Annotated in this window: 14 protein-coding genes and 1 tRNA gene; 3 read left to right on the top strand and 12 right to left on the bottom strand. The window is 38.9% G+C overall.

The window, feature by feature from the left end; all coding sequences use genetic code 11:
* Positions 1–16: 16 nt before the first annotated feature.
* The 4 genes from IGI64_RS05205 to IGI64_RS05190 form a co-directional block, all read right to left on the bottom strand.
* Positions 17–1,507, bottom strand: coding sequence for a SpaH/EbpB family LPXTG-anchored major pilin (locus IGI64_RS05205; RefSeq protein WP_429939738.1), 1,491 nt, complete (start codon positions 1,505–1,507; stop codon positions 17–19).
* On the bottom strand, positions 1,508–5,014 hold the full coding sequence (locus tag IGI64_RS05200; protein WP_429939736.1) for a SpaA isopeptide-forming pilin-related protein: 3,507 nt from the start codon (positions 5,012–5,014) through the stop codon (positions 1,508–1,510).
* 381 nt (positions 5,015–5,395) lie between these two features.
* Complete coding sequence (locus IGI64_RS05195; RefSeq protein ID WP_429939735.1) at positions 5,396–6,172, bottom strand: PhzF family phenazine biosynthesis protein; 777 nt, start codon at positions 6,170–6,172, stop codon at positions 5,396–5,398.
* A gap of 3 nt (positions 6,173–6,175) precedes the next feature.
* A complete protein-coding gene (locus tag IGI64_RS05190) occupies positions 6,176–7,153 on the bottom strand; it encodes an ornithine cyclodeaminase family protein (RefSeq protein WP_429939734.1) in 978 nt (325 codons plus the stop codon).
* A 91-nt stretch (positions 7,154–7,244) separates the two neighbouring features.
* Here IGI64_RS05190 and IGI64_RS05185 point away from each other — a divergent pair, with 91 nt between their 5' ends.
* Positions 7,245–8,636 carry a PLP-dependent aminotransferase family protein gene (locus IGI64_RS05185; RefSeq protein ID WP_429939733.1) on the top strand — a complete coding sequence of 464 codons (1,392 nt, stop codon included), beginning with the start codon at positions 7,245–7,247 and terminating at the stop codon, positions 8,634–8,636.
* Between the two features lie 72 nt (positions 8,637–8,708).
* Here IGI64_RS05185 and nagA read toward each other — a convergent pair whose 3' ends face one another.
* From nagA to IGI64_RS05170, 3 genes are all read right to left on the bottom strand, one after another.
* Entirely contained in the window at positions 8,709–9,857 is a 1,149-nt protein-coding gene (gene nagA, locus IGI64_RS05180) for an N-acetylglucosamine-6-phosphate deacetylase (protein ID WP_429939732.1), read from the bottom strand.
* A gap of 75 nt (positions 9,858–9,932) precedes the next feature.
* The gene (locus IGI64_RS05175) at positions 9,933–10,769 is read right to left on the bottom strand and encodes a helix-turn-helix domain-containing protein (RefSeq protein WP_016625363.1); all 837 of its coding nucleotides are present in this window, start codon (positions 10,767–10,769) and stop codon (positions 9,933–9,935) included.
* A gap of 190 nt (positions 10,770–10,959) precedes the next feature.
* Positions 10,960–12,177, bottom strand: coding sequence for a pyridoxal phosphate-dependent aminotransferase (locus IGI64_RS05170; protein WP_429939731.1), 1,218 nt, complete (start codon positions 12,175–12,177; stop codon positions 10,960–10,962).
* Between the two features lie 260 nt (positions 12,178–12,437).
* Between IGI64_RS05170 and IGI64_RS05165 the strand changes: the two genes are divergently transcribed.
* Positions 12,438–12,773: a hypothetical protein gene (locus IGI64_RS05165; RefSeq protein ID WP_429939730.1), complete on the top strand. Its 336-nt coding sequence runs from the start codon at positions 12,438–12,440 to the stop codon at positions 12,771–12,773.
* 104 nt (positions 12,774–12,877) lie between these two features.
* Here the strand turns inward: IGI64_RS05165 and IGI64_RS05160 are convergent.
* Positions 12,878–12,960, bottom strand: a tRNA-Leu gene (locus IGI64_RS05160).
* Between the two features lie 476 nt (positions 12,961–13,436).
* Here IGI64_RS05160 and IGI64_RS05155 point away from each other — a divergent pair.
* Entirely contained in the window at positions 13,437–14,069 is a 633-nt protein-coding gene (locus IGI64_RS05155) for a LysM peptidoglycan-binding domain-containing protein (protein WP_429939729.1), read from the top strand.
* Between the two features lie 60 nt (positions 14,070–14,129).
* On the opposite strand, the gene IGI64_RS05150 is transcribed toward IGI64_RS05155, so the two are convergent.
* The 4 genes from IGI64_RS05150 to IGI64_RS05135 all read right to left on the bottom strand — a co-directional run bounded on the left by IGI64_RS05150 (position 14,130) and on the right by IGI64_RS05135 (position 18,728).
* The gene (locus IGI64_RS05150) at positions 14,130–15,494 is read right to left on the bottom strand and encodes a phosphatidylinositol-specific phospholipase C domain-containing protein (protein ID WP_429939728.1); all 1,365 of its coding nucleotides are present in this window, start codon (positions 15,492–15,494) and stop codon (positions 14,130–14,132) included.
* 108 nt (positions 15,495–15,602) lie between these two features.
* Positions 15,603–16,109 (bottom strand): hypothetical protein, encoded by a 507-nt coding sequence (locus IGI64_RS05145; RefSeq protein WP_429939727.1) that lies wholly within the window; start codon positions 16,107–16,109, stop codon positions 15,603–15,605.
* Positions 16,110–16,254: 145 nt separating this feature from the next.
* A complete protein-coding gene (locus tag IGI64_RS05140; protein WP_429939726.1) occupies positions 16,255–16,866 on the bottom strand; it encodes a hypothetical protein in 612 nt (203 codons plus the stop codon).
* A 335-nt stretch (positions 16,867–17,201) separates the two neighbouring features.
* Positions 17,202–18,728, bottom strand: a complete 1,527-nt coding sequence (locus IGI64_RS05135) for a helix-turn-helix domain-containing protein (protein ID WP_430596478.1) — start codon at positions 18,726–18,728, stop codon at positions 17,202–17,204.
* Positions 18,729–18,920 lie beyond the last annotated feature (192 nt).

Genomic DNA, 18,920 nt, shown 5'->3' with positions numbered 1-18,920 from the left:
TTTTTTACTTCCTTTTTTAATATTTTTTGTGTTTGTTCTTGATTATATAAACGAAACTTCCTACTAAAATCAGCAGTAGTCCGATAATCATCCATAAATAATTGTTTTCGTCATTGGTTTTTGGATACCGTCCAATGACTTTTTTATAAACTTTATCTGACCAAGTATGTGTCATTTTTTGGTTCATTATTGATAAAGTCGTGCTGGTACTTGCTTCATCGACTGTGAAATCAAATGGTTTTTGACTTAGATAATAATTGTCAGGTGCTTTGATTTCGACAAGCTGATACTGACCATAGGCTAAACCGTTGATTGAAAACAGACCTTGCTGATCAGAATGAAGTGTAAACAGCTGATTTTGAACGGCAGAAAAATCGGCAGGTGCTATGTTCTGCCAGTGGTTTTCTCCATTTTGGCGTTCCAGATATTGGCCTTGGTCATTTTTGATGACAAAAGCGGCGCCTTGTAGCTTTTGGTTTCCGTCTGCTAAGTCAACTTTTACAAATGATTTTTGACCAGTAGTAATCTCTGCGTCATCTTTTATTTCTTCATGAGTATCTGGATATAAAATGGCTTGATTATCAAAAGCTGTTTGTGAACTATCAGTTGCTAAGCGCATCTTATAAGTGATTTTCATTGTTTTTCCAACCGAATAACGTAATTTTTTTCCATCAAAAGAAAGAGAAAATCCATGATCCTTCATTTCAGAAATTTGATAAAAATCAGAGAGTGTATCGTCGCCTACAACTTGGACTTTCAAACTTTCCGGCTCCATCCATAACGCAGGATCTGCTTCATCTTGAATGCGGTAATTCTCGTAGCTCCAAACATCAGCAGGTATTTCAGTCGTCAGCTGGTACGTTATCTCGCCGCCATATTCTGTGTTTGATGAACCAATGATTTCTTTTTTGAAAGGCGGATCTTGATACGTTATCTCTTCATTTTTTGGATAAAGGTCGATTGCCGACATTGGCTGTTGGTTCATATCCGTTATCGGCAAAACAACGACCATTGGTTTTGCAGCTGCTTGAACATTTTCTGGTAAAGCTGTCTCTAAGAAAAGATAAACTTTCGGACGTCTTTTACCAGTCGCTTCATTTGCAGGCAAAGTAAAATGCGCAATCCCGTCTTCAGTTCCTTCTGTGGCCGTCGTCTGCTCATCCAATGCGTTTTCTGGATGAAGAGCAGCTAATTCCTGCTGTGCTTTTTCTGTTGAAAGACCTGCTGCTTTTTTTTGATAAAATTCGGACGTCACATCATAAACACTAAACGCTGCTCCATTTAGGCCTTCGTAATCTTTCAACAATGTTTGGTCAGCAAACGGATTGCTGGACCCATCATTTAAGACTTCATCAGGAACTTCGCCGTTTTTGAACAGTAATTTGTGTAATGTAAAAGTTACGTTTCCTGAACCATTTGTATCAGCTTCAGCTGGAGAAGAACTGTGGATCATCAAAGCAGCGAAGCAACTGGCTAGTAAAAAAGAAGTGAATAATTTTTTCAGCATCTAAGCTACCTCCTGTTTCGTTCTTGCTTTATAAAACCAAAGAGCTGCTCCGCTGACCAGCAAGAAACCAATGATCATGAAAATTCCTTTTCCAATACCCCCTGTATGCGGCAGCGGTGTTTTCGCTTCATTCGTCACTGTTATTGATAGAGAAAGTTCCTTGTCACTTCCAGAAGGGATCTTTGTTTCTTTTTCACCGTCATGGATAATCCAGTTTCCTGACTCTTGATCAAAGGATACTGTATAGGTCTGTTGAGAAAGAATGTAGCCGTCTGGCGCTTGTGTTTCTTTTAATGTATAGGTTTGATCCGTGGATAAATCATCAAACACCGCAAGTCCAGAATCGTCTGTCGTCTGCTCTGTTGTACCTGAAGCTGAGCTTAACGTGAAGACAGCTCCTTTTAACCGTTTTTTCGTCACGGAGTCTTCTTTGAAAACAGAAAGACGAACGGTTTGTTTTTCATTCGTTATTGGCGTTTTTTCAAAATCAAAGCGATTATTGCCTTCATCGTTAAAAACGATATGCTGTGTATCGGAATATTCTGTATTTTCTTCATTGCTTTTCAGTGTTGCTTTGCGTCCATCTTCCGTCAGTGTTAATGTCCACGTTGGATTTTCAGGAAGGAAATAACCGGCTGGCGCTTTGATTTCTTCTAAGGTATAGGTTCCAGATGGCTGCAGATCCAAGTCTTTGAAAGAAAGAATCCCGTCTGCATCCGTAGTAATTTCGCCGCTGTCCAAGTTTTCACCAGTTAAGCGGAAGACTGCCCCTGCTAACGGATTTCCTTCATTATCTGTTTTCTTGAAGGTCAAATCTGTTTTTTTCCAATAGTTGGTATCAGTAAAAACTAATTTGTCGTCTTGTTTTGTCACCGAACCATCTTCAGAAGTAATTTCCAGATTTTTATCGAGTGAAAAAGTATGTTCTTTTTCATCACGTTTATGACCAGGGATCGCTTTGGTTTCTTTGATCGAATATTCTCCTTCAGTCAGTTGATACGGTTGTCCATCCGCTAGAAAATCGACTTGACCATTTGAATCCGTAACGGCTGTTGCCACGACTTTTCCGTCTTTCAACAGTTCAAATTCAGCACCTTCAAGATCCATTCCTTCAATGTTGCTTTTCTTAACCAAACTGATGGGGATCTCGGCTGGTTTTGGCGGAGTCTCTTCCACAGTCACGATATTGGTCGTCTCGTCGTATTTGACTCTGTCTTTGCTGTCCATCATTTTGAAGGTACCAGAGTTATCCATGATTTTTTTTGCATCGAGTGTTTCAGGTTTTTCTGTCAAATCTGCTTCGATCCGCACGGTGATGTATCCTCTGGCAAATTGGATGTTGTTGATTTCTTTTGCATTGATCGTCATCGTTACTTTTCGTCCGCTGATCGTTTTGTCTGCTACATCGATTTCTTTACCATTTGTATCATACAGTTTGACATCTTTCGGATTGGTTCCTTCTGGCAAGGTATCTTCAAAAGTGATTTTGCTTGGCTTGATGATTGCATCCCCAACCAGACTGTAGAGACCTTGACTGACATAATAATAAATTGGCTGATTTTCCTCAGCTTGTTCATTCACATTTTGTTCATTGATACTTGCTGCATCCGGAACCCACGAAGCTGCAAAATCTTGATACTCTTTTGTCGCTTTGAATGCTTTTAATTTCTCTTGATAGTCTGGGTCATCCGCAGATGGTTTTTCGCTTTGACGGCTATATTCAGGAGTCTCGCTCCCGCCGCCAGCTACAGCTTGACTGCTGACTTTTTTTACATTGAATAACGGCGGATTTGTAGGAATAATAAAACTTACACTTCCGCTGGCATTCGCTAACCAAGTCGCTGGATTTTGACTATACGTACCACGCGTAAATTCGTGAGTCGTTCCTGATAATTTGTAACCAACAGCTCCTCTGCCGAATGTTGAAGAACCGATATGGTCATTCCATTCATCGTTTTCTTCATCTGTTGGTGCGCCATCGTTGTAATCTCCCCACGTATGAGCGGTATAACCAAAATGTCCTTTTTGACTCTTGTCTCCGCTTTGCGGCCAAGAAAAATGATTTGATCCGTCTTTTCCGCCAGGGACTGCGGTGTCATCATTAAAGTAAGTCGGTTCAACAAAAGAATCGCCATCTTCGTCTTCGATCGGTGTTTCAGCTGGATTGTTATCTGCAGTTGAAAATTTATTTACAAACTCGCCAGGATTCAATGAAGTAAACGTTAATTGGGCATAATTGTCATCAACTGTTTCAAAATCGATGGGCTGATGTGTTTCTGTGTCATAAAAAATAACTTTCCAATCAAAATATTTGATATTCGCTAGTGAGATACCTGAATAAAAGTTATTAGAAAAATCGATACCTACTGCACTGGCTTGGTTCCAGCCGTTGCCCCAATCTGAACTGCGCAGATGCAAGTTGCTGACTTCGACATATGCACCAACCGGGATAGCTTCACCAGATGGACTGACTACTGTTCCGACAGTGTCATAATCAGCTTTGATCACTGACTTCAAATCACCGCTTGGCTGATGATCAAAAACAACCACTCTTGCTGAACTTCCGGGTTCATACAATCCATTCGCATAATTCATCATCGAATTTTGATCATTTTGGTCGTAGTTTTGTCCACTTGGCAGTTGATTTGCTTTTGAACGAATATAACTGTTTACGCCGTCTTTGTTATCGACATTTATTTTCAAGTTAGCAAAGCTGGTCGTCGAAAGTTTTAAACCAATTGCTGAAATGGCACTTCCTGTCGGCTCTTGGATATCGTCATTTGGTTCACCACTTGCTCTTTGTACTGGTATTTTTCCTGAAGAACTTTCTTCCGTTGTTTCCTCTGCTTGGGATGAATCTGATGACGCAGTGGTTTCTGTACTTGTCTTTTCCACCGAAGTTGTGCTTGAATCAGCAGTTTGACTTTCACTTGCTGCCTCATTTGTACTTGTATTGCTCGTTGTTGAAGATCCCGCAGAATCAGCAGTTTCTGTTACAGGCAGCTGGATTTCGATTGGTTCTGCTGTTTTATTATCCAAAATATCTGCTTTGATAGTGCTGTCTTCTTGTTGGTCGACTTGAAACTGTGCTGTTACCTTCGTGCTTGTTTCAGGTAGAAGAAAAACAAGTTCATCTTGACTTTCTTCTGCAGAAAATGCTGCTGTTTGAATCCATTCTTGTTTTTCAGCATCTTCCATTTTTTCTTTTGGCGTGTTTTGCAAGTCCGCTGCTGTCAGATTTTTTTCATCTGCCTGGACATTGATCTTTATTCTTTCCGGTATTTCTGAAGCCTTTTTTTGATAATGGATGGTCAATTGTACGCCATCTTTGACCTCTTGTGTTTCAGCTTCTGCTTTGAATCCTTCCGTGTCAATCAGTGTCTGCGTAGATCCCGAAGTGTTATCTGCGCGTACGATTGCTGGAACATTTAAAAGGAATTGCAGATAAGACCCCAGCAAAAGAATAAGCATGAACCAATTGCTGAGAACTGTTTTCTTTTTTTTCACAAAATTTCACCTTACTTTTCAATTTGCTTTTAGGTACTCTTTTTGCTGATTTACATGTTGTCTACAGTTGAAACAAGAACATTCGATTTAACGATATGTTTTATGAGCTCCTCCTTTTCATGAAAAATTTGATTAATTTTCAGAAAATAGACATTACAAACAAAGAGAATTATAGTAAAATTAAATCCGTTTTTCTTTTGTTTGGTAGCGCTTTTCTAAAAAGTTGTGCATCTGTCGAAAAAAATTTGTTTCTTCCGCTCAACAATAAAAAATCGCGACATGGCTGTTTTTCAGGGGTGCTTCTCTGCTGAAAAAGTCATCTCGCGATTCTGTTTTTTTAAAGAATAACAATTCGTGTATCTATATAATAGAAGGAAATGCTTAAATAAAGGCTTCTCCCTTTGCATACAAAACAGCTTTCCCACCAATGATGACACGGTCTTCCTTAAGTTCACATCTCAAAAGTCCGCCGCGAGCAGATAATTGTTTTGCATCCATGCTGTTTTTCTTCATTCTTTGCCCCCAGTAAGGAATAAGATTTGAATGTGCGGAACCGCAAACAGGATCTTCATCAATCGTTAGTTTTGGAAAAAAGGTACGCGATACAAAATCTTCTTTCGTTCCTTCTGCTGTGACGATCACGCCTACTCCTTTTTCAAAATGCTTCAGTTGAGTAAAATCTGGCTTTAATTCAGCAACTGTTTTTTCATCTTTCAATACGAAAAATAAATCTCGTGCAAGATATGCTTCCTTGATCTCCGCACCGATAGCTGCTTCGTACTCAGGAAGGATCGCTGTTTTTTCTGGTAAAATACTTGGAAAATCCATAAAATAAACGTCTTCTTTTTTGGTCACAAACAAGGCGCCGCTTTGTGATAAAAATTGGATTGTTTTCTCAGAAACGCCGTAATAGTTAAACAAGACAAATGCAGCTGCTAACGTCGCATGACCGCATAAATCAATTTCTCTTTCTGGTGTAAACCAGCGAAGATCATAAGATTCGCCATCTTTTACGACAAAAGCTGTTTCGGACAGATTATTTTCAATCGCTATTTTTTGCATCAATTCTGTGTCGAGCCATTTATCCATGACAAAAACAGCAGCCGGATTTCCGCCAAATAATGTATCAGTAAACGCATCTACAACATAATAGATCATTTTTTATCTTCCTTTCACTTTGTTCCAAATCGATTCTGCGCAGCAGAGATCTTCTACAGCTAAACCTACAGCATCAAATAACGTGATTTCTTCTGGAGTTTGCCGACCTGGCAATTGCTGGCCTCGCGTTTGTTTTGCAACTAATTCGCCTAAAGACCCGCGAATATCCTCTTCCGACAAACGTCCTTCATTCATAGGAATCAAGAGGTCCCCGCTTTCATTCAGTACAGCTTCATAATCGTCAACATAAATAGCGCTGCCGCACATCAACTCCGTAGTGATTTCACGTGTATCTGGTGTAAATGTACCAATTGCGTTGATATGTGTGCCGGGTTGTACCCATTCTTTCTTTAGAAAGGCCTCTTTACTTGGTGTTAGTGTACAAATAATATCTGCCTGAGCAACAGCTTCCTTCACAGACAGGCAAGCTGTAAACGTCACAAAAGGATGTTTTTTTCCTAATTGTTTGGCCAGCTTCTCTGCATTTTCTTGATTGATGTCATAAATAAATACAGTTTTCAGTTCTCTTACGCAGCGGATTGCTTCAAAGTGAGAGACAGCTTGCTGCCCAGCACCGATCAAGGCCAATTTTTGTGCTTCTTTCTTTGCCAGATAATCTGTCGCTAGTGCACTCACTGCTGCTGTACGGATCCAAGTCACTGCATTTGCATCGATCAAAGCTTGTGGTTGTCCTGTTCTTGAATCGAATAAGAGGATTTCTCCTAGATGCGAAGGCAGTCCATATCGTCGATTTTCTGGAAAAGCAGTAATCATTTTTGCACCAAATACTCGCTCTTTTCCTAAATAAGCCGGCATCATCGCAAAAATATTCTGATTTGCTCCATCTGGCAAAATCTCAACTTTTCTTGGTGTCTGAGAAATCAGTCCTTTTTGATAATCAAAAAAACAAGCTTTCATTGTCTGGATTGCCTGCTCGAAGGACAAATGTTCGATAACTTCATCAAATGGTATGATTTTCATTGTACTTCCCTCCAATAGGGTTATCTTATACTCACAAAACCAATCATTCAATGATATAATTGTATGGGTTATAATTTTTAGGAGGGATTTCATGCCAATCAATTCTTATGAAAACTATCCGCTGACTTGGCGGCCTGATAAAACTAAATTGACACGTCCTATTTACAAATCACTGATCCAGCAATTAGAAGAAGATATCTTAGCTGGTAAATTACAAAAAAATATCCGCCTGCCCTCCCAAAGAGAACTAGCGGATTATCTTGATATCAACTTTACAACTGTTGGCCAAGCCTATAAATACGGGATCGAACAAGGACTGCTGTATACCAATGTCGGCAGCGGAACCTATATTTCTCAAAATGCGCTGGATTCCATCACGATTTCCACGGAAGGCGTTGCAGGTCATATCATTGACTTAGGTTTAGTTAGTTCGTTTGAGGAGTGCAATCAACTTGTCCTTCCTTTCTTGAACATGGTCAGTCAAATGCCGAACATGCCTGGGCTTTTGGGCTATCAGGAACCATCCGGCACTGCTTTTCAGCTTAGTATTGCAGCGAAATGGCTGAAAACACAAGGTGTATTTGCGACAGAAGAAATGATTGCTGTCGTTTCTGGGGTCCAAAATGGTCTTGCTCTTGCGCTGACTGCCCTTTTCGCTCCTGGCTCTCGAATCGCGATTGATCGCTATACTTACGCTAATTTTATCGAATTGGCTGCCTTGCTTCATATTGAATTAGTGCCGATCGATTATGACGAAGAAGGAATGCTGCCTGATTTTCTTTTGAGCGAGTGCCGAAAAAAAGACATCCAAGGTGTTTTTGTCATGACTTCTTGCAACAATCCCATTGGTTTTCAAATCAGTTTAGAACGAAGAAAAGAATTAGCTGCTGTCTTTGAAAAAGAAGGTTTATGGATCATTGAAGACGACATCCATTCTTTTTTAACGACTTATCATCAACAAAAAGTCATTCCTCCTTTTCAAGCATTTCTTCCTGAACAAACACTTTACTTGGCGGGGATGACAAAATTCCTTTGTTCTGGATTGCGGGTTGCTTATTTAGTTTTCCCAAAAAAGGTGCGCCAGTTGATTCAACGCAGTCTTTTCAATATCAACGTAAAAACATCCAGCTTTGATACAGAAGTGATCACGCAGCTTTTACAGTCTCCTGTTTCTCAACAAATCTTAGAGAAGAAAGCATTTTTGACGGAAGAAGCCAATCAATTATTCGATCAACTCTTTGAACTGCCGCGTCCTTCGAATCCTTTACCGTACTATCGAAATATTCCTGTTCGAAGCGAATTCACACATACTCGTATTGAAGAAGATTTTTTGCAGCACGGCGTTCGTGTCTATCATTCTGATCGTTTCACTACGCAAAAACAAACAGATCCTTTTATCAGACTTGCCCTTTCTTCCAATGAACTAGAGATTCTAGAGACAGGATTGCAGCGAGTAAAAGAGATCTTGCCGCGTTATATCTAAAAATAACACAAAAAGAGACCCGCAGATTTCTGCTGATCTCTTTTTTATTACAAGATATTTTAAAGCTTAGATTTATGCGTGGTAACGTTCCACTCCATCTAAATAAGTTGCTTCTAAAGTCATATCAGGGTTCAATACGATAAAGTCTGCATCACGGCCTTTTGCGATCATTCCGCAGCTGTCGTCGATTTTACAGCTGATTGCTGGTACAAGGCTTGCCATCATAACTGCTTGTTCTGGTGTTGCGATTCCCCAGTCAACAACGTTTTTGATTGCTTCTTTCAGACGTAAAATACTTCCTGCAAGGTTTCCAGATTCTAGACGAGCTGTTCCGTCTTTCACTACTACTGGGAATTCTCCTAGATTGTAGTTTCCGTCAGGCATTCCGCCAGCCATCATACAGTCAGTGATCAATGCTACATGTTCGTGTCCAGCTTTTTCCATCAAGATTTCTGCAGCATTTGGATGAACGTGATGTCCGTCGCAAATCAATTCAGAATAGACATGTTGTAATGAAAGAAGTGCGCCGACCATTCCTGGTTCACGGTGATTCAATCCGCGCATCCCGTTAAATGCATGAACAAAAACGCTTGCTCCTGCTTCAACAGCTCCTTGTGCTTCTTCCAATGTTGCATTACTGTGTCCTAGAGCTACAACAACACCTTCATCTGTCACTTGTTTAACAAACTCTTGAACGTTATTTCTTTCTGGAGCAAGAGCGATTTTTTTGATGATACCGCCTGAAGCTTCTTGCCATTCATTGAAAGTGTCCAAGTCAGGATCGCCAAAGTAGCTTGGGTTTTGTGCGCCTTTGTGTTCTTCAGTGAAGAATGGTCCTTCAAAGTAGATTCCTTTGATTTTCGCACCAGTTACCTCATGGTGTACTTTTCCGATTGTTTCAGCCACATCTTTCAAGCGTTCTTTACTTGAAGTTAATGTTGTAGGCAAGAATGAAGTAACACCACAAGAAAGAAGACCTTCAGACATTACTTTGATACCTTCTGCGTCATTATCCATTACATCGTGATTCATAAAACCATGGATATGCGTGTCAACTAAGCCAGGCGCGATCCATTTACCGGTTTGATCGATTACTTTTGCTTTTTTATCAGGAAGTTCTTTTGAATAGTCGCCAAACAGTCCGTCTGTGACTTCAAGATAACCTGCTTCTTTCACTCCTGATTTTAAGAAGAATTTGTCTGCGTAGATAAAAGTTTTCATTTTATTCGCTCCTTTGGTTTTTCTATCCCTAAGGTACTCTTATTTTTTAAAGAAGTCAAGAATGGTATACACCATTTATGAATTTTTTGAGATCCGTTGAACAGATTGAGCCAATTCAAAGTAAAAATCAGCTTTCGATTGGTCACCTTTCTGGTCAAAAACATGACTTTTCAGTAAAAATAAATCGTCTAAATAATAATAGCTGTTTTTCTCTTGTGCCCATTGGATTCCTTGATCGATTTGAGCCAGTGCTTCTTCATGTTCTTCTTGCCCCAGTAAAAAAGCGGCATGATTGAAAAAAATCTGTGTTAGTTCGATTGTTGTACGTTCTTCAGCAAACTGTTCAAAAAGCTGCGTGCTTCGATTAAGATAATAACGAGCTTCTCCCGTTTTTCCAGCTGCGCCGTAAATTTTGCCGATACAACTGATCAGCTGGATCTCGATATCAGAAGCATATATCTTATCAATGTGGCTAGAATAAGATAGTGCTTGTTTCAAATAACAGATTGCATCAGAAAGATTTTCATATAATTCGAATTCGCAAGTGCCCAAATAGTAATAATAACGCTGATAATCTGATTCCAAAAAAAGATTGTCAATGATCTCCGGTTCTTTCAGCAATTGTTCCAACTTTCGATAATCTCGCTTGCGGAAATAATATGCCAACAGATCAAACTGTTTCAAACTCCCTCGGATATCCTTATTCGATAAAGACATGACTTGATCGATCGTCACGCCCAAACGCTGACAAATCTGTGCCATTACTACAACATTGGGCAACTCTTCATTATTTTCGATCCGGCTAAGAACACTTTGAGAACAAATATCTTGCGACAGCATCTTTTGCGTCATTTGTCGTTCTTTTCGAATCGTTTTAATGATCGTTCCAAATGAATCGATGAACGTTTTCATAGTAAGCCTCCCAAAATATGCAAATTCGCATTATGTAATATTTTACTTTACTGATTTAGAAACTTCAAGAAACTCCTGCTTTATATTGCAATGTTATTTTCGCAAAAAAAGAAGGAGGACTGGATTAGATCCAGACGCTCCTGATTTTAAACGAACAATAACAAAAAAGTATTGTTCTGCTTTTGAATGCTTACCTTTGTTTATACGTCGATAAAAATTGGCGCATTTTATTTGTCATCAATTTCAAATCATCCATTTTTGGTAAGTAAACAATTCTGAAATGATCCGGCTGGTGCCAGTTGAAGCCGCCGCCGTGAACTAATAATACATGATGTTCATGCAAGAAATCCAAGACAAATTTTTCATCATCTAAAATATTGAAACGTTTGGTATCGATTTTCGGAAAAATATAAAACGCCGCTTTTGGTTTGACTGCTGAAAGTCCTGGGATATCATTGATTGCATTATAGATATATTCTCTTTGTTCATAAATACGTCCGCCTGGAAGCAAAAGCTCATCGGAACTTTGATAGCCGCCTAGCGCTGTTTGGATGACTTGCTGCGATAAGACATTTGAACACAAACGCATCGATGCCAACATGTTTAAACCTTCGATATAGCCTTGCACTCGGGATTTATCCCCGCTCAAGACCATCCAGCCTACTCTAAAACCAGCAACACGATGGGATTTTGACAGACCGCTCAACGTTACGACAAAACGGTCAGGCGCTAACGTAGCGATCGGGATATGTTCCAAACCATCCATGACTAACCGATCATAGATTTCATCTGAATAAATGATCAAGTCATATTGACGAGCTACTTCTACGATTTCTTCCAAAACTTCTTTTGGATAAAGTGCACCAGTTGGGTTATTTGGATTGATGATAACGATTGCTTTGGTTCGGCTTGTGATTTTTGACTTGATATCATCAATATCTGGATACCATTCCGCTTGTTCATCGCAGATATAATGAACAGGAGTACCGCCAGCCAAAGAAACAGAGGCAGTCCATAGCGGATAATCAGGCATTGGGACAAGGACTTCGTCGTCGTTGTTCAATAATCCTTGCATACAGATGCTGATCAATTCACTCACACCATTTCCTGTATAGATGTCGTTTAGTGAAACATCTGGAAATTTTTTCAATTGGCAGTATTGCTGAATTGCTTTACGGGCAGAAAAAATACCTTTTGAATCAGAATAGCCTTCTGATTCTCGGACATTCATGATCAAATCGCGTACCACTTCATTTGGTGCTTCAAAACCAAAAGGCGCGGGATTACCAGTATTCAATTTTAAAATACTGATTCCTTCTTCTTGCATTCGATCTGCTTCTTCTAAAACAGGGCCGCGAACATCGTAACTTACGCCCTCTAATTTATTGGATTTTTCAAAACTCTTCATTAGCCGATCCCTCATTTCAAAAAGTTGAAAATTTCTGTTGTTTATCTTCAAGATACTTGATTATTCCATATAATACTCTATTCTAAAAAAATATACCACCGAATTCTGTAAATTTCCGTGAAGGTATAAGAAAATTGACACGTTCTGCTGGATAAAAGAATATTTTTATATTTTTTCTGTTTATCCTCCATAAAGAAACCGCTTTATTATATACTGAAAAAGAAAAGCTTATTTTTTCTAGAGTGAAAGGACGTCAGCAAATGAAAAAAGTAATTATTTTTGATATCGTCTTCAGCTTTGTTACAGATGAGGGTCTTTTACAAACGCAAGCGTTAAATAGAAAGCTTGCACTGCTTATGGAGAAAAATGGACAGCATATTTCAATAGAAACGCAGGATTCAAATAAAATAAATCAATATGGTGATCAAGCTGATCTCATTTTGTTAACCCCTACTTTTGCCTATGCAAAAAAGGAGATCGAACAAAAATTTCCCCAAACACCAGTTATTGCTATTTCGAAAAAAGATTACGGTATGCTGAATGTTGAAAAATTGTACAATAAGATAGTAACAACATTCAATGAATATTCTTTCTAAAAAGCACTGAATACAAAATCTTCTATTTATAAAACATAAAAGTGGAAAAACCCGGATAACCGGGTTTTTCCACTTTTATCACATCATTTTAAGATGTTTTTTGATGCAGACGATGGGATTTGAACCCACACGAGCATACGCTCACAAGACCCTCAATCTTGCATGTCTGCCGTTCCATCACGTCTGCTTTTTTAAAAAGAAATAACAAATTAATAATATCGATATTTTGAATTAGTGTCAAGATTGAAAAGAAAAATCACAGGCCTTAAATAACGTATTTTTTCTATGATCGACTATCTTTCTCAGAAACAAATCGATTTATTTTTCCAGCAACCTTCAACTAAGTTATATACTGTAAAAATAATTTTTTTATCCAAAAGTCAGTATTTACAAGGGTTTCTCTATAAATATTAAGAAAAGATAAAGCAATTGAAAATAAAAATTGATAGTTTCAGTGGTTATCTTTCACCTTTACAAAAAAGGTACTTTTCCTATTTCTATGCACTTTCCAGCAATTTCAAAATACGTCCGTTAATAAGTTTGTCATAAAACACTTCATTTTGTTACGAACTGTCATCTAACCTTCACCCATGAAATATTCTCACGTGTTAAAGTAGGCATCGTTGAAAGAAAGACAAAAACTTTTTTAAAGGGAGATCATTCATGAAATCACTTAAAACTTTACTACTTGGAACAACTTTGGCTGCTGGTGCGGCATTTATGTTAGGAACTTCTGCATTCGCTGATACAACTTACACAGTACAATCAGGCGATACATTATCTACAATCTCAAACAAATTTGCTGGCAGCAATGAATTAGTCCAACAAATCGCTGAAAAAAATTCAATCGGAAATGTCAACATGATCTACGTAGGCGAACAATTGACAATTCCTACAGGTGACACAGCGCAAGCAGCTCCTGCTCAAGCGCAAACACAACAAGCAGCACCTGTACAACAAACTGAAACAGTACAAACGGAACAAACAACACAAACTCAAACAGCTCAAACTGTTGAAACAACAACGACGACAGAGACTGCAGCAGCTGCTACAGAAACTACTGCTACAGCAAGCACTACAAACTCTGCGAAAGAATGGATCGCACAAAAAGAATCAAGCGGTTCTTACACAGCAACTAACGGACGCTACGTTGGTCGTTACCAATTAGACTCTTCTTACCTAAATGGCGACTACTCTGCAGCAAACCAAGAACGTGTTGCTGATCAATATGTTACCTCTCGTTACGGCTCTTGGGAAGCAGCGCAAGCTTTCTGGATGGCAAACGGCTGGTACTAAGCCTTTTTAAAATAAAACATCAAGACCTCGTTATCTATCGATAGCGAGGTCTTTTTTTACTTATCTTCTTCCTTCAATGTGCAAGATAAATCGTTGATTATTATTATTCGTATTTTTTTGAGGATGGGTGATTAAGTTACCGTAGGGCAGGACTGATTCTTCAATATCTAATACATTTCCATTTGCTACATTTCTAAGGAAGACTACCGTACCATTCGTATGCCAGCCGTTCCTGACTATTTCCCATTGTGCAGATTCATTGGTAAGATTAGAAACTACTACATTATTTCCAGTAACTGCTAAACGACGATTCCCATCTGCATCACTAGTGATTCGATATCTATTAGTTCCAGCTATATGATCCAAATACCATTTTTGGTTCCTCCTACCTAGATTACGGAACATAGCAGCATTATTATTTGAACTTTGTTGACGCCAATCTACAACTTGCCAAGGATCCATCACACTTTGAATCGACACGCGATAACCATTGAATAGTGCGTTCATATTGGCGCCTACCCGTAAACGTTGATTTAAATCAATAATCGAGTTGACAAATGCTTCATTTGCAAAATCAGTGACAACCATCCCCATATGCCCTCTATATCGTTGAATCATATGATTAAGAACAACTCCATTTAATTCTCGAGCAAAACTGATAGGTGGAGTCAACACATGCGCAGCACTTGTAAAGTTGATATAAGTAATGCCATTCTCTCCTAAGCTGTTTCTGGAGTTGATCATTTGTCCGTGGATTGCCTGCCGTTTAACACCAAACCTACTAACATTCCAATTATCTTGGATATTAAAAGCTGCAGGATAAGGGATACCTACGCTATTCCCTAAAAAGTTTCGTAAAATGACGATTTTCCCGCGTGTCTGCCCCAAGGTTGGGTTGTTATTGCCATTTGCATAATAGAAAAAATCTCGCCATCTAGGATCGTTCAAATATCGTTCATTTAGCACACGATTAAATACTGCATCTGATACCGCACTATGTTCTTGTTTCAAGCGCATGTATACGACTTCATTTGGATTTGCCCGCAAAAAATTCCCTACTGTATTCAGTACATCTCCATACATCTGTCCTAAGTAGACTGCTCCATGATGGATAGCAAATACACCATTTGTTTCCCGCACACGTATATCCAAAAGTCTATGACCATTGTTCAATTGACGAGCAATGCTTGTAGACTGTGTTCGAACTTGAGGAATCCCGTGATCTGCCCCAGAATTATGTGTTCCTGGAATAGAGAGTTGGGACATTCTGACATCATCACGGAGTCCTGCCATCCAGTTTCTGCTGTTCCCACGGCTGTTTGTCCAATCTCGATTATTAAATCCTGCATGCACTTGAGAACTTCCTGCTAATACACCAAACAACAACGAGAAAAAAATACTAAATCTTATCAAATGTTTATTCATGACAGCGTTCTCCTTTTTATGTAAGTTTTTTAATAAACAATTCTTATTCTATGTATATCAATGTTATGTACTACCCATAAAAACTTCTTAATTGATGACTAGAAAAATCTAATCACCAACTAAGAACACACCATCAAATGTCGCTGTATTGATTTCTTGATCCTCATCAAAAATCTTGTAGTAAATCGTTACCTCGTGTTCACCTGCTTCTAATTCCTCTGTCAATTCTGCTTCAAGCAGTTGGTTGTTCGGCGGAATCAATCCTGAACGAAAGACTCTCCGATTCCCATCTTTTAATATGTAATCAACTTGAACATTGTAGGCATTCGTCGGCTGATTGAGTACATCGATTCGTGCCACTCCATCTTCTGTGACTTGGATCTCATGTTTCAGATTTACCTGGATATTGTTTTGATCTACCTCATCCTGCATCAAAGCAAGTGTCTCTTCATCAGTCATTGCTTCTAAATTTTGATCGATATCAGGCAATCCGCTGATGACTCTTGGCGGTTCTTCCAACGATTGAAAAATAAAGTATCCTGCAACCGCGGCGAAGATCAAAAGAACGAACCACATCAATTTTCGTTTTTTCTTTGTTGTGTTTGACTTATCCATCCAACTCTCCACTTTCATCAATAATACTGCTGCGGCAGCATGCTTCTTGTCGATTTGCCCCAAAGCCTATCTGACAGCATCAGAACAGGAGAGAAAATCGTCTTTCAAACATGCAGCCGCAGCGTTGTTTTCATTTTGTGTTTATTTAAACGGCAGCAAAATGGAATTTCAAATTATAAGTAGGACGTAATGCCGGTGTTCCCAAAGCTGGGAATGATGCACGGTCGATCTGCCCTTCGAATGAGAATGTTTTTGCCGTATTGCTTTGTACGTTTGTAAAAAAATGTCTAGAATTCAAAAACGAATCTGATCTTGTCTGCAATGTAACACCTGCTTCTCGCGTCGGAACGATCGACAAGTGCTGACGGATCGGTACATTATTCGTTAAAGAAAACTCATCGATAGAAACACTCAATGCATGTGTTTGCGAGTTGTTGCTGATCGTATATAGCGGCGAAATGATTTCCGGTACTGGATTTCCGTCTTCGTCTACACTATTTGCAAAAAATACTCTGACAGGGATCGTAACGTTGACATTCGAAGGATCTTCCGGATCGATCGGTCCAGGTCCTTCAATGTCAGTGTCATCCCATTCGCCGATCCAGCCGCTTACTTCGATGTCAGCTGAGTCTTCACGCTCAACGTTTTTAATTGGCGTATTAGGATCTGGAACACCTGGGGTCCAAGCACTGACAGCTGTCGGCGCCACCGCGATACCGCTTAAAACTAATGAACTGATAAGTAATTTTTTCAACATAACTATTCTCTCCTCTTTCCAATTAAAACAATATATTTTGTAAGTACAGTAATCGATGGCTTCTTTAACTAAAGAAACCGATTATAAAATCTCAAGCTCAAGACTTGCTTAGCAGGAAAAACTTCATTATTAATATGTATTAATCATGAAGGTGATGGACTTTTCCTTCTCTATATACTAGTTCTTAAAGCTTGTTATCTCTTGAAGTAAGCCATTGCTTCACTCTCAAGCCATAACAAAAGAGAAACATCAATCCATGTTTACACATTTCACCCCCTTGCATTTCCCCTCAATACAATACTATCAGTCGAAAACATAGGAACACCAACCAACTTTTACCTTTCAAACGGTAATTTTTGCTGATCGGTCATATCTATGCTAAAGGACAAAATCCGCTGCTTTTTTTGTATCATTTCTCTTTTCTGATGAATAACGCCCAGAAGTTTGGTGATCGTCTCTTCATCCAAATAATCAGCGATTCCGATAATCGGCACATTCCCTTCTGTTTCAAACAAGATATCTGTTAAGATGCAGTCGTACTTTTCAAAAGAGTATTCTTTTAATTGATCCCGCGGCGAAACCAAGTCCACCTTGATTTTATTACGAAAGTGCATCTCGATTTCTTCTTTAAACATACACATGTGCTCATAGGTAGTGTCTAGAAACAGCACGGCTGAAACGACCATCCCAGGATTCTTCACATTCCTCTTAAGATCTCGCCAAGCAGTCAGCAGTTCAAAAATTCCTTGGTATGCGTTTTCTTCCCGCTGGCTTTTCGTTAAAGGGAGTCTGCCGCAAATCTCGGTGAACTGATTTTCCAAAAAAGCGGCCAATTCAGGATCATCCACCACGAAAGCTTCAAAAAATTCTTTCTTTTTATGATGAAGAATATGTGTCGGAAAACTGGTCTGTACTAAACTAAGATAGATATCTTGCACAAGCTGGCTGCTGTGTTCCGCTTTTATATGATAGCTTTCTTCAATCGTCCTAATTGCCGTTTCAATCAGCGCTCGCAACTGTTCAAGGTCGGAATATCGATCATTTTGCGGTGCAGCTATAAGTGTCAGCGGAGAAAAAAATTCATAAAAGAGCTGGTACAAAACATCATTAGTCAAACCGATACCAAAAGTACGATAAAATCGTTCATAAAATTTATCTGACACCAGCAAAGATGAAAAATCAAAAACGATCAATGGTTTTTGCACCTCATGTCTCTGTCTGATTCTTTCGATTCGTGCCAAAAGCTGAAATTTCAGCTTTCCTATAAAAAGGTGCTGTTTGTTATGGATAAAGGATAAAATAGCTGTTTCTTTCAAGAAATTTTTTATCAACTGATCGATCAAATCGGTTTTTAGAGAGTCGAAACGCTGTTCAGCTGCTCCATATTTTTCATTCAAGAAACAAGCAAAAAAATCTCGAATTCTTTGCTCCTCTCCTTTATATGTTAAATCGGTACTGATTTGAAAGTCATACGGCTGCAAATAGCGATTGAGTTTTGTCAGCCATCTGCCCAATTGTGTCTCGGAAATATACAGCTGGTCACACAATTCCGGCCGAGTGATCCCTGGTGAGAAAAAAAGAAGTTCAAGCAATGTATATTCTGGACTCTCTTTTAAAATAGAAGAATAGAGATGTGATTTCGGCAAGGAGCGGTCTTTTTTCAAAAAGTAGCCCCATTTAAGTGATGTTTCAATAGACATCGGCGAAAGATAACCATTGATCATCGCAATATCAGTTCGAATCGTTTTTTCCGAACTGCCTGTTTTCTCTGCCAATTCGCTTCCTGTCAGCCAGCGTCCCTGCCATAATATTTCTAGGATATTCAATTGCCTATTTAATCTGCTGTCTAAACAATTTGTCACCTGTTCCACCTCCTTGCTGGCTTTTCCATCCATTTTTTACCTTATATTAGGAAATTTAAATAATACGTTATTCTGATTTTCATTCGAGTTCTATTTTTATCATAACAACTCAAAATCCAAAAAGCGAGGCTCTATATCAACAATCCGCAACCGATTATTTCTTAAAAAAGAAAAAAATGAAACTGTTGACTT

Origin of the sequence: Enterococcus sp. DIV0210g (genome assembly GCF_050559705.1) — a bacterium.
Classification (GTDB): domain Bacteria; phylum Bacillota; class Bacilli; order Lactobacillales; family Enterococcaceae; genus Enterococcus_B; species Enterococcus_B faecalis_A.
Note: the sequence above shows the minus strand (reverse complement) of the source record. Positions and strands in the feature narration are given on the sequence as shown.

Bases quoted from the DNA above. Each gene is read 5' to 3' on its own strand.
- IGI64_RS05145 (WP_429939727.1), bottom strand. From the start codon at position 16,109: ATGGATAAGTCAAACACAACAAAGAAAAAACGAAAATTGATGTGGTTC.
- IGI64_RS05170 (WP_429939731.1), bottom strand. From the start codon at position 12,177: ATGAAGAGTTTTGAAAAATCCAATAAATTAGAGGGCGTAAGTTACGAT.
- IGI64_RS05165 (WP_429939730.1), top strand. From the start codon at position 12,438: ATGAAAAAAGTAATTATTTTTGATATCGTCTTCAGCTTTGTTACAGAT.
- nagA (WP_429939732.1), bottom strand. From the start codon at position 9,857: ATGAAAACTTTTATCTACGCAGACAAATTCTTCTTAAAATCAGGAGTG.
- IGI64_RS05150 (WP_429939728.1), bottom strand. From the start codon at position 15,494: ATGAATAAACATTTGATAAGATTTAGTATTTTTTTCTCGTTGTTGTTT.
- IGI64_RS05175 (WP_016625363.1), bottom strand. From the start codon at position 10,769: ATGAAAACGTTCATCGATTCATTTGGAACGATCATTAAAACGATTCGA.
- IGI64_RS05185 (WP_429939733.1), top strand. From the start codon at position 7,245: ATGCCAATCAATTCTTATGAAAACTATCCGCTGACTTGGCGGCCTGAT.
- IGI64_RS05155 (WP_429939729.1), top strand. From the start codon at position 13,437: ATGAAATCACTTAAAACTTTACTACTTGGAACAACTTTGGCTGCTGGT.
- IGI64_RS05190 (WP_429939734.1), bottom strand. From the start codon at position 7,153: ATGAAAATCATACCATTTGATGAAGTTATCGAACATTTGTCCTTCGAG.
- IGI64_RS05195 (WP_429939735.1), bottom strand. From the start codon at position 6,172: ATGATCTATTATGTTGTAGATGCGTTTACTGATACATTATTTGGCGGA.
- IGI64_RS05205 (WP_429939738.1), bottom strand. From the start codon at position 1,507: ATGCTGAAAAAATTATTCACTTCTTTTTTACTAGCCAGTTGCTTCGCT.
- IGI64_RS05140 (WP_429939726.1), bottom strand. From the start codon at position 16,866: ATGTTGAAAAAATTACTTATCAGTTCATTAGTTTTAAGCGGTATCGCG.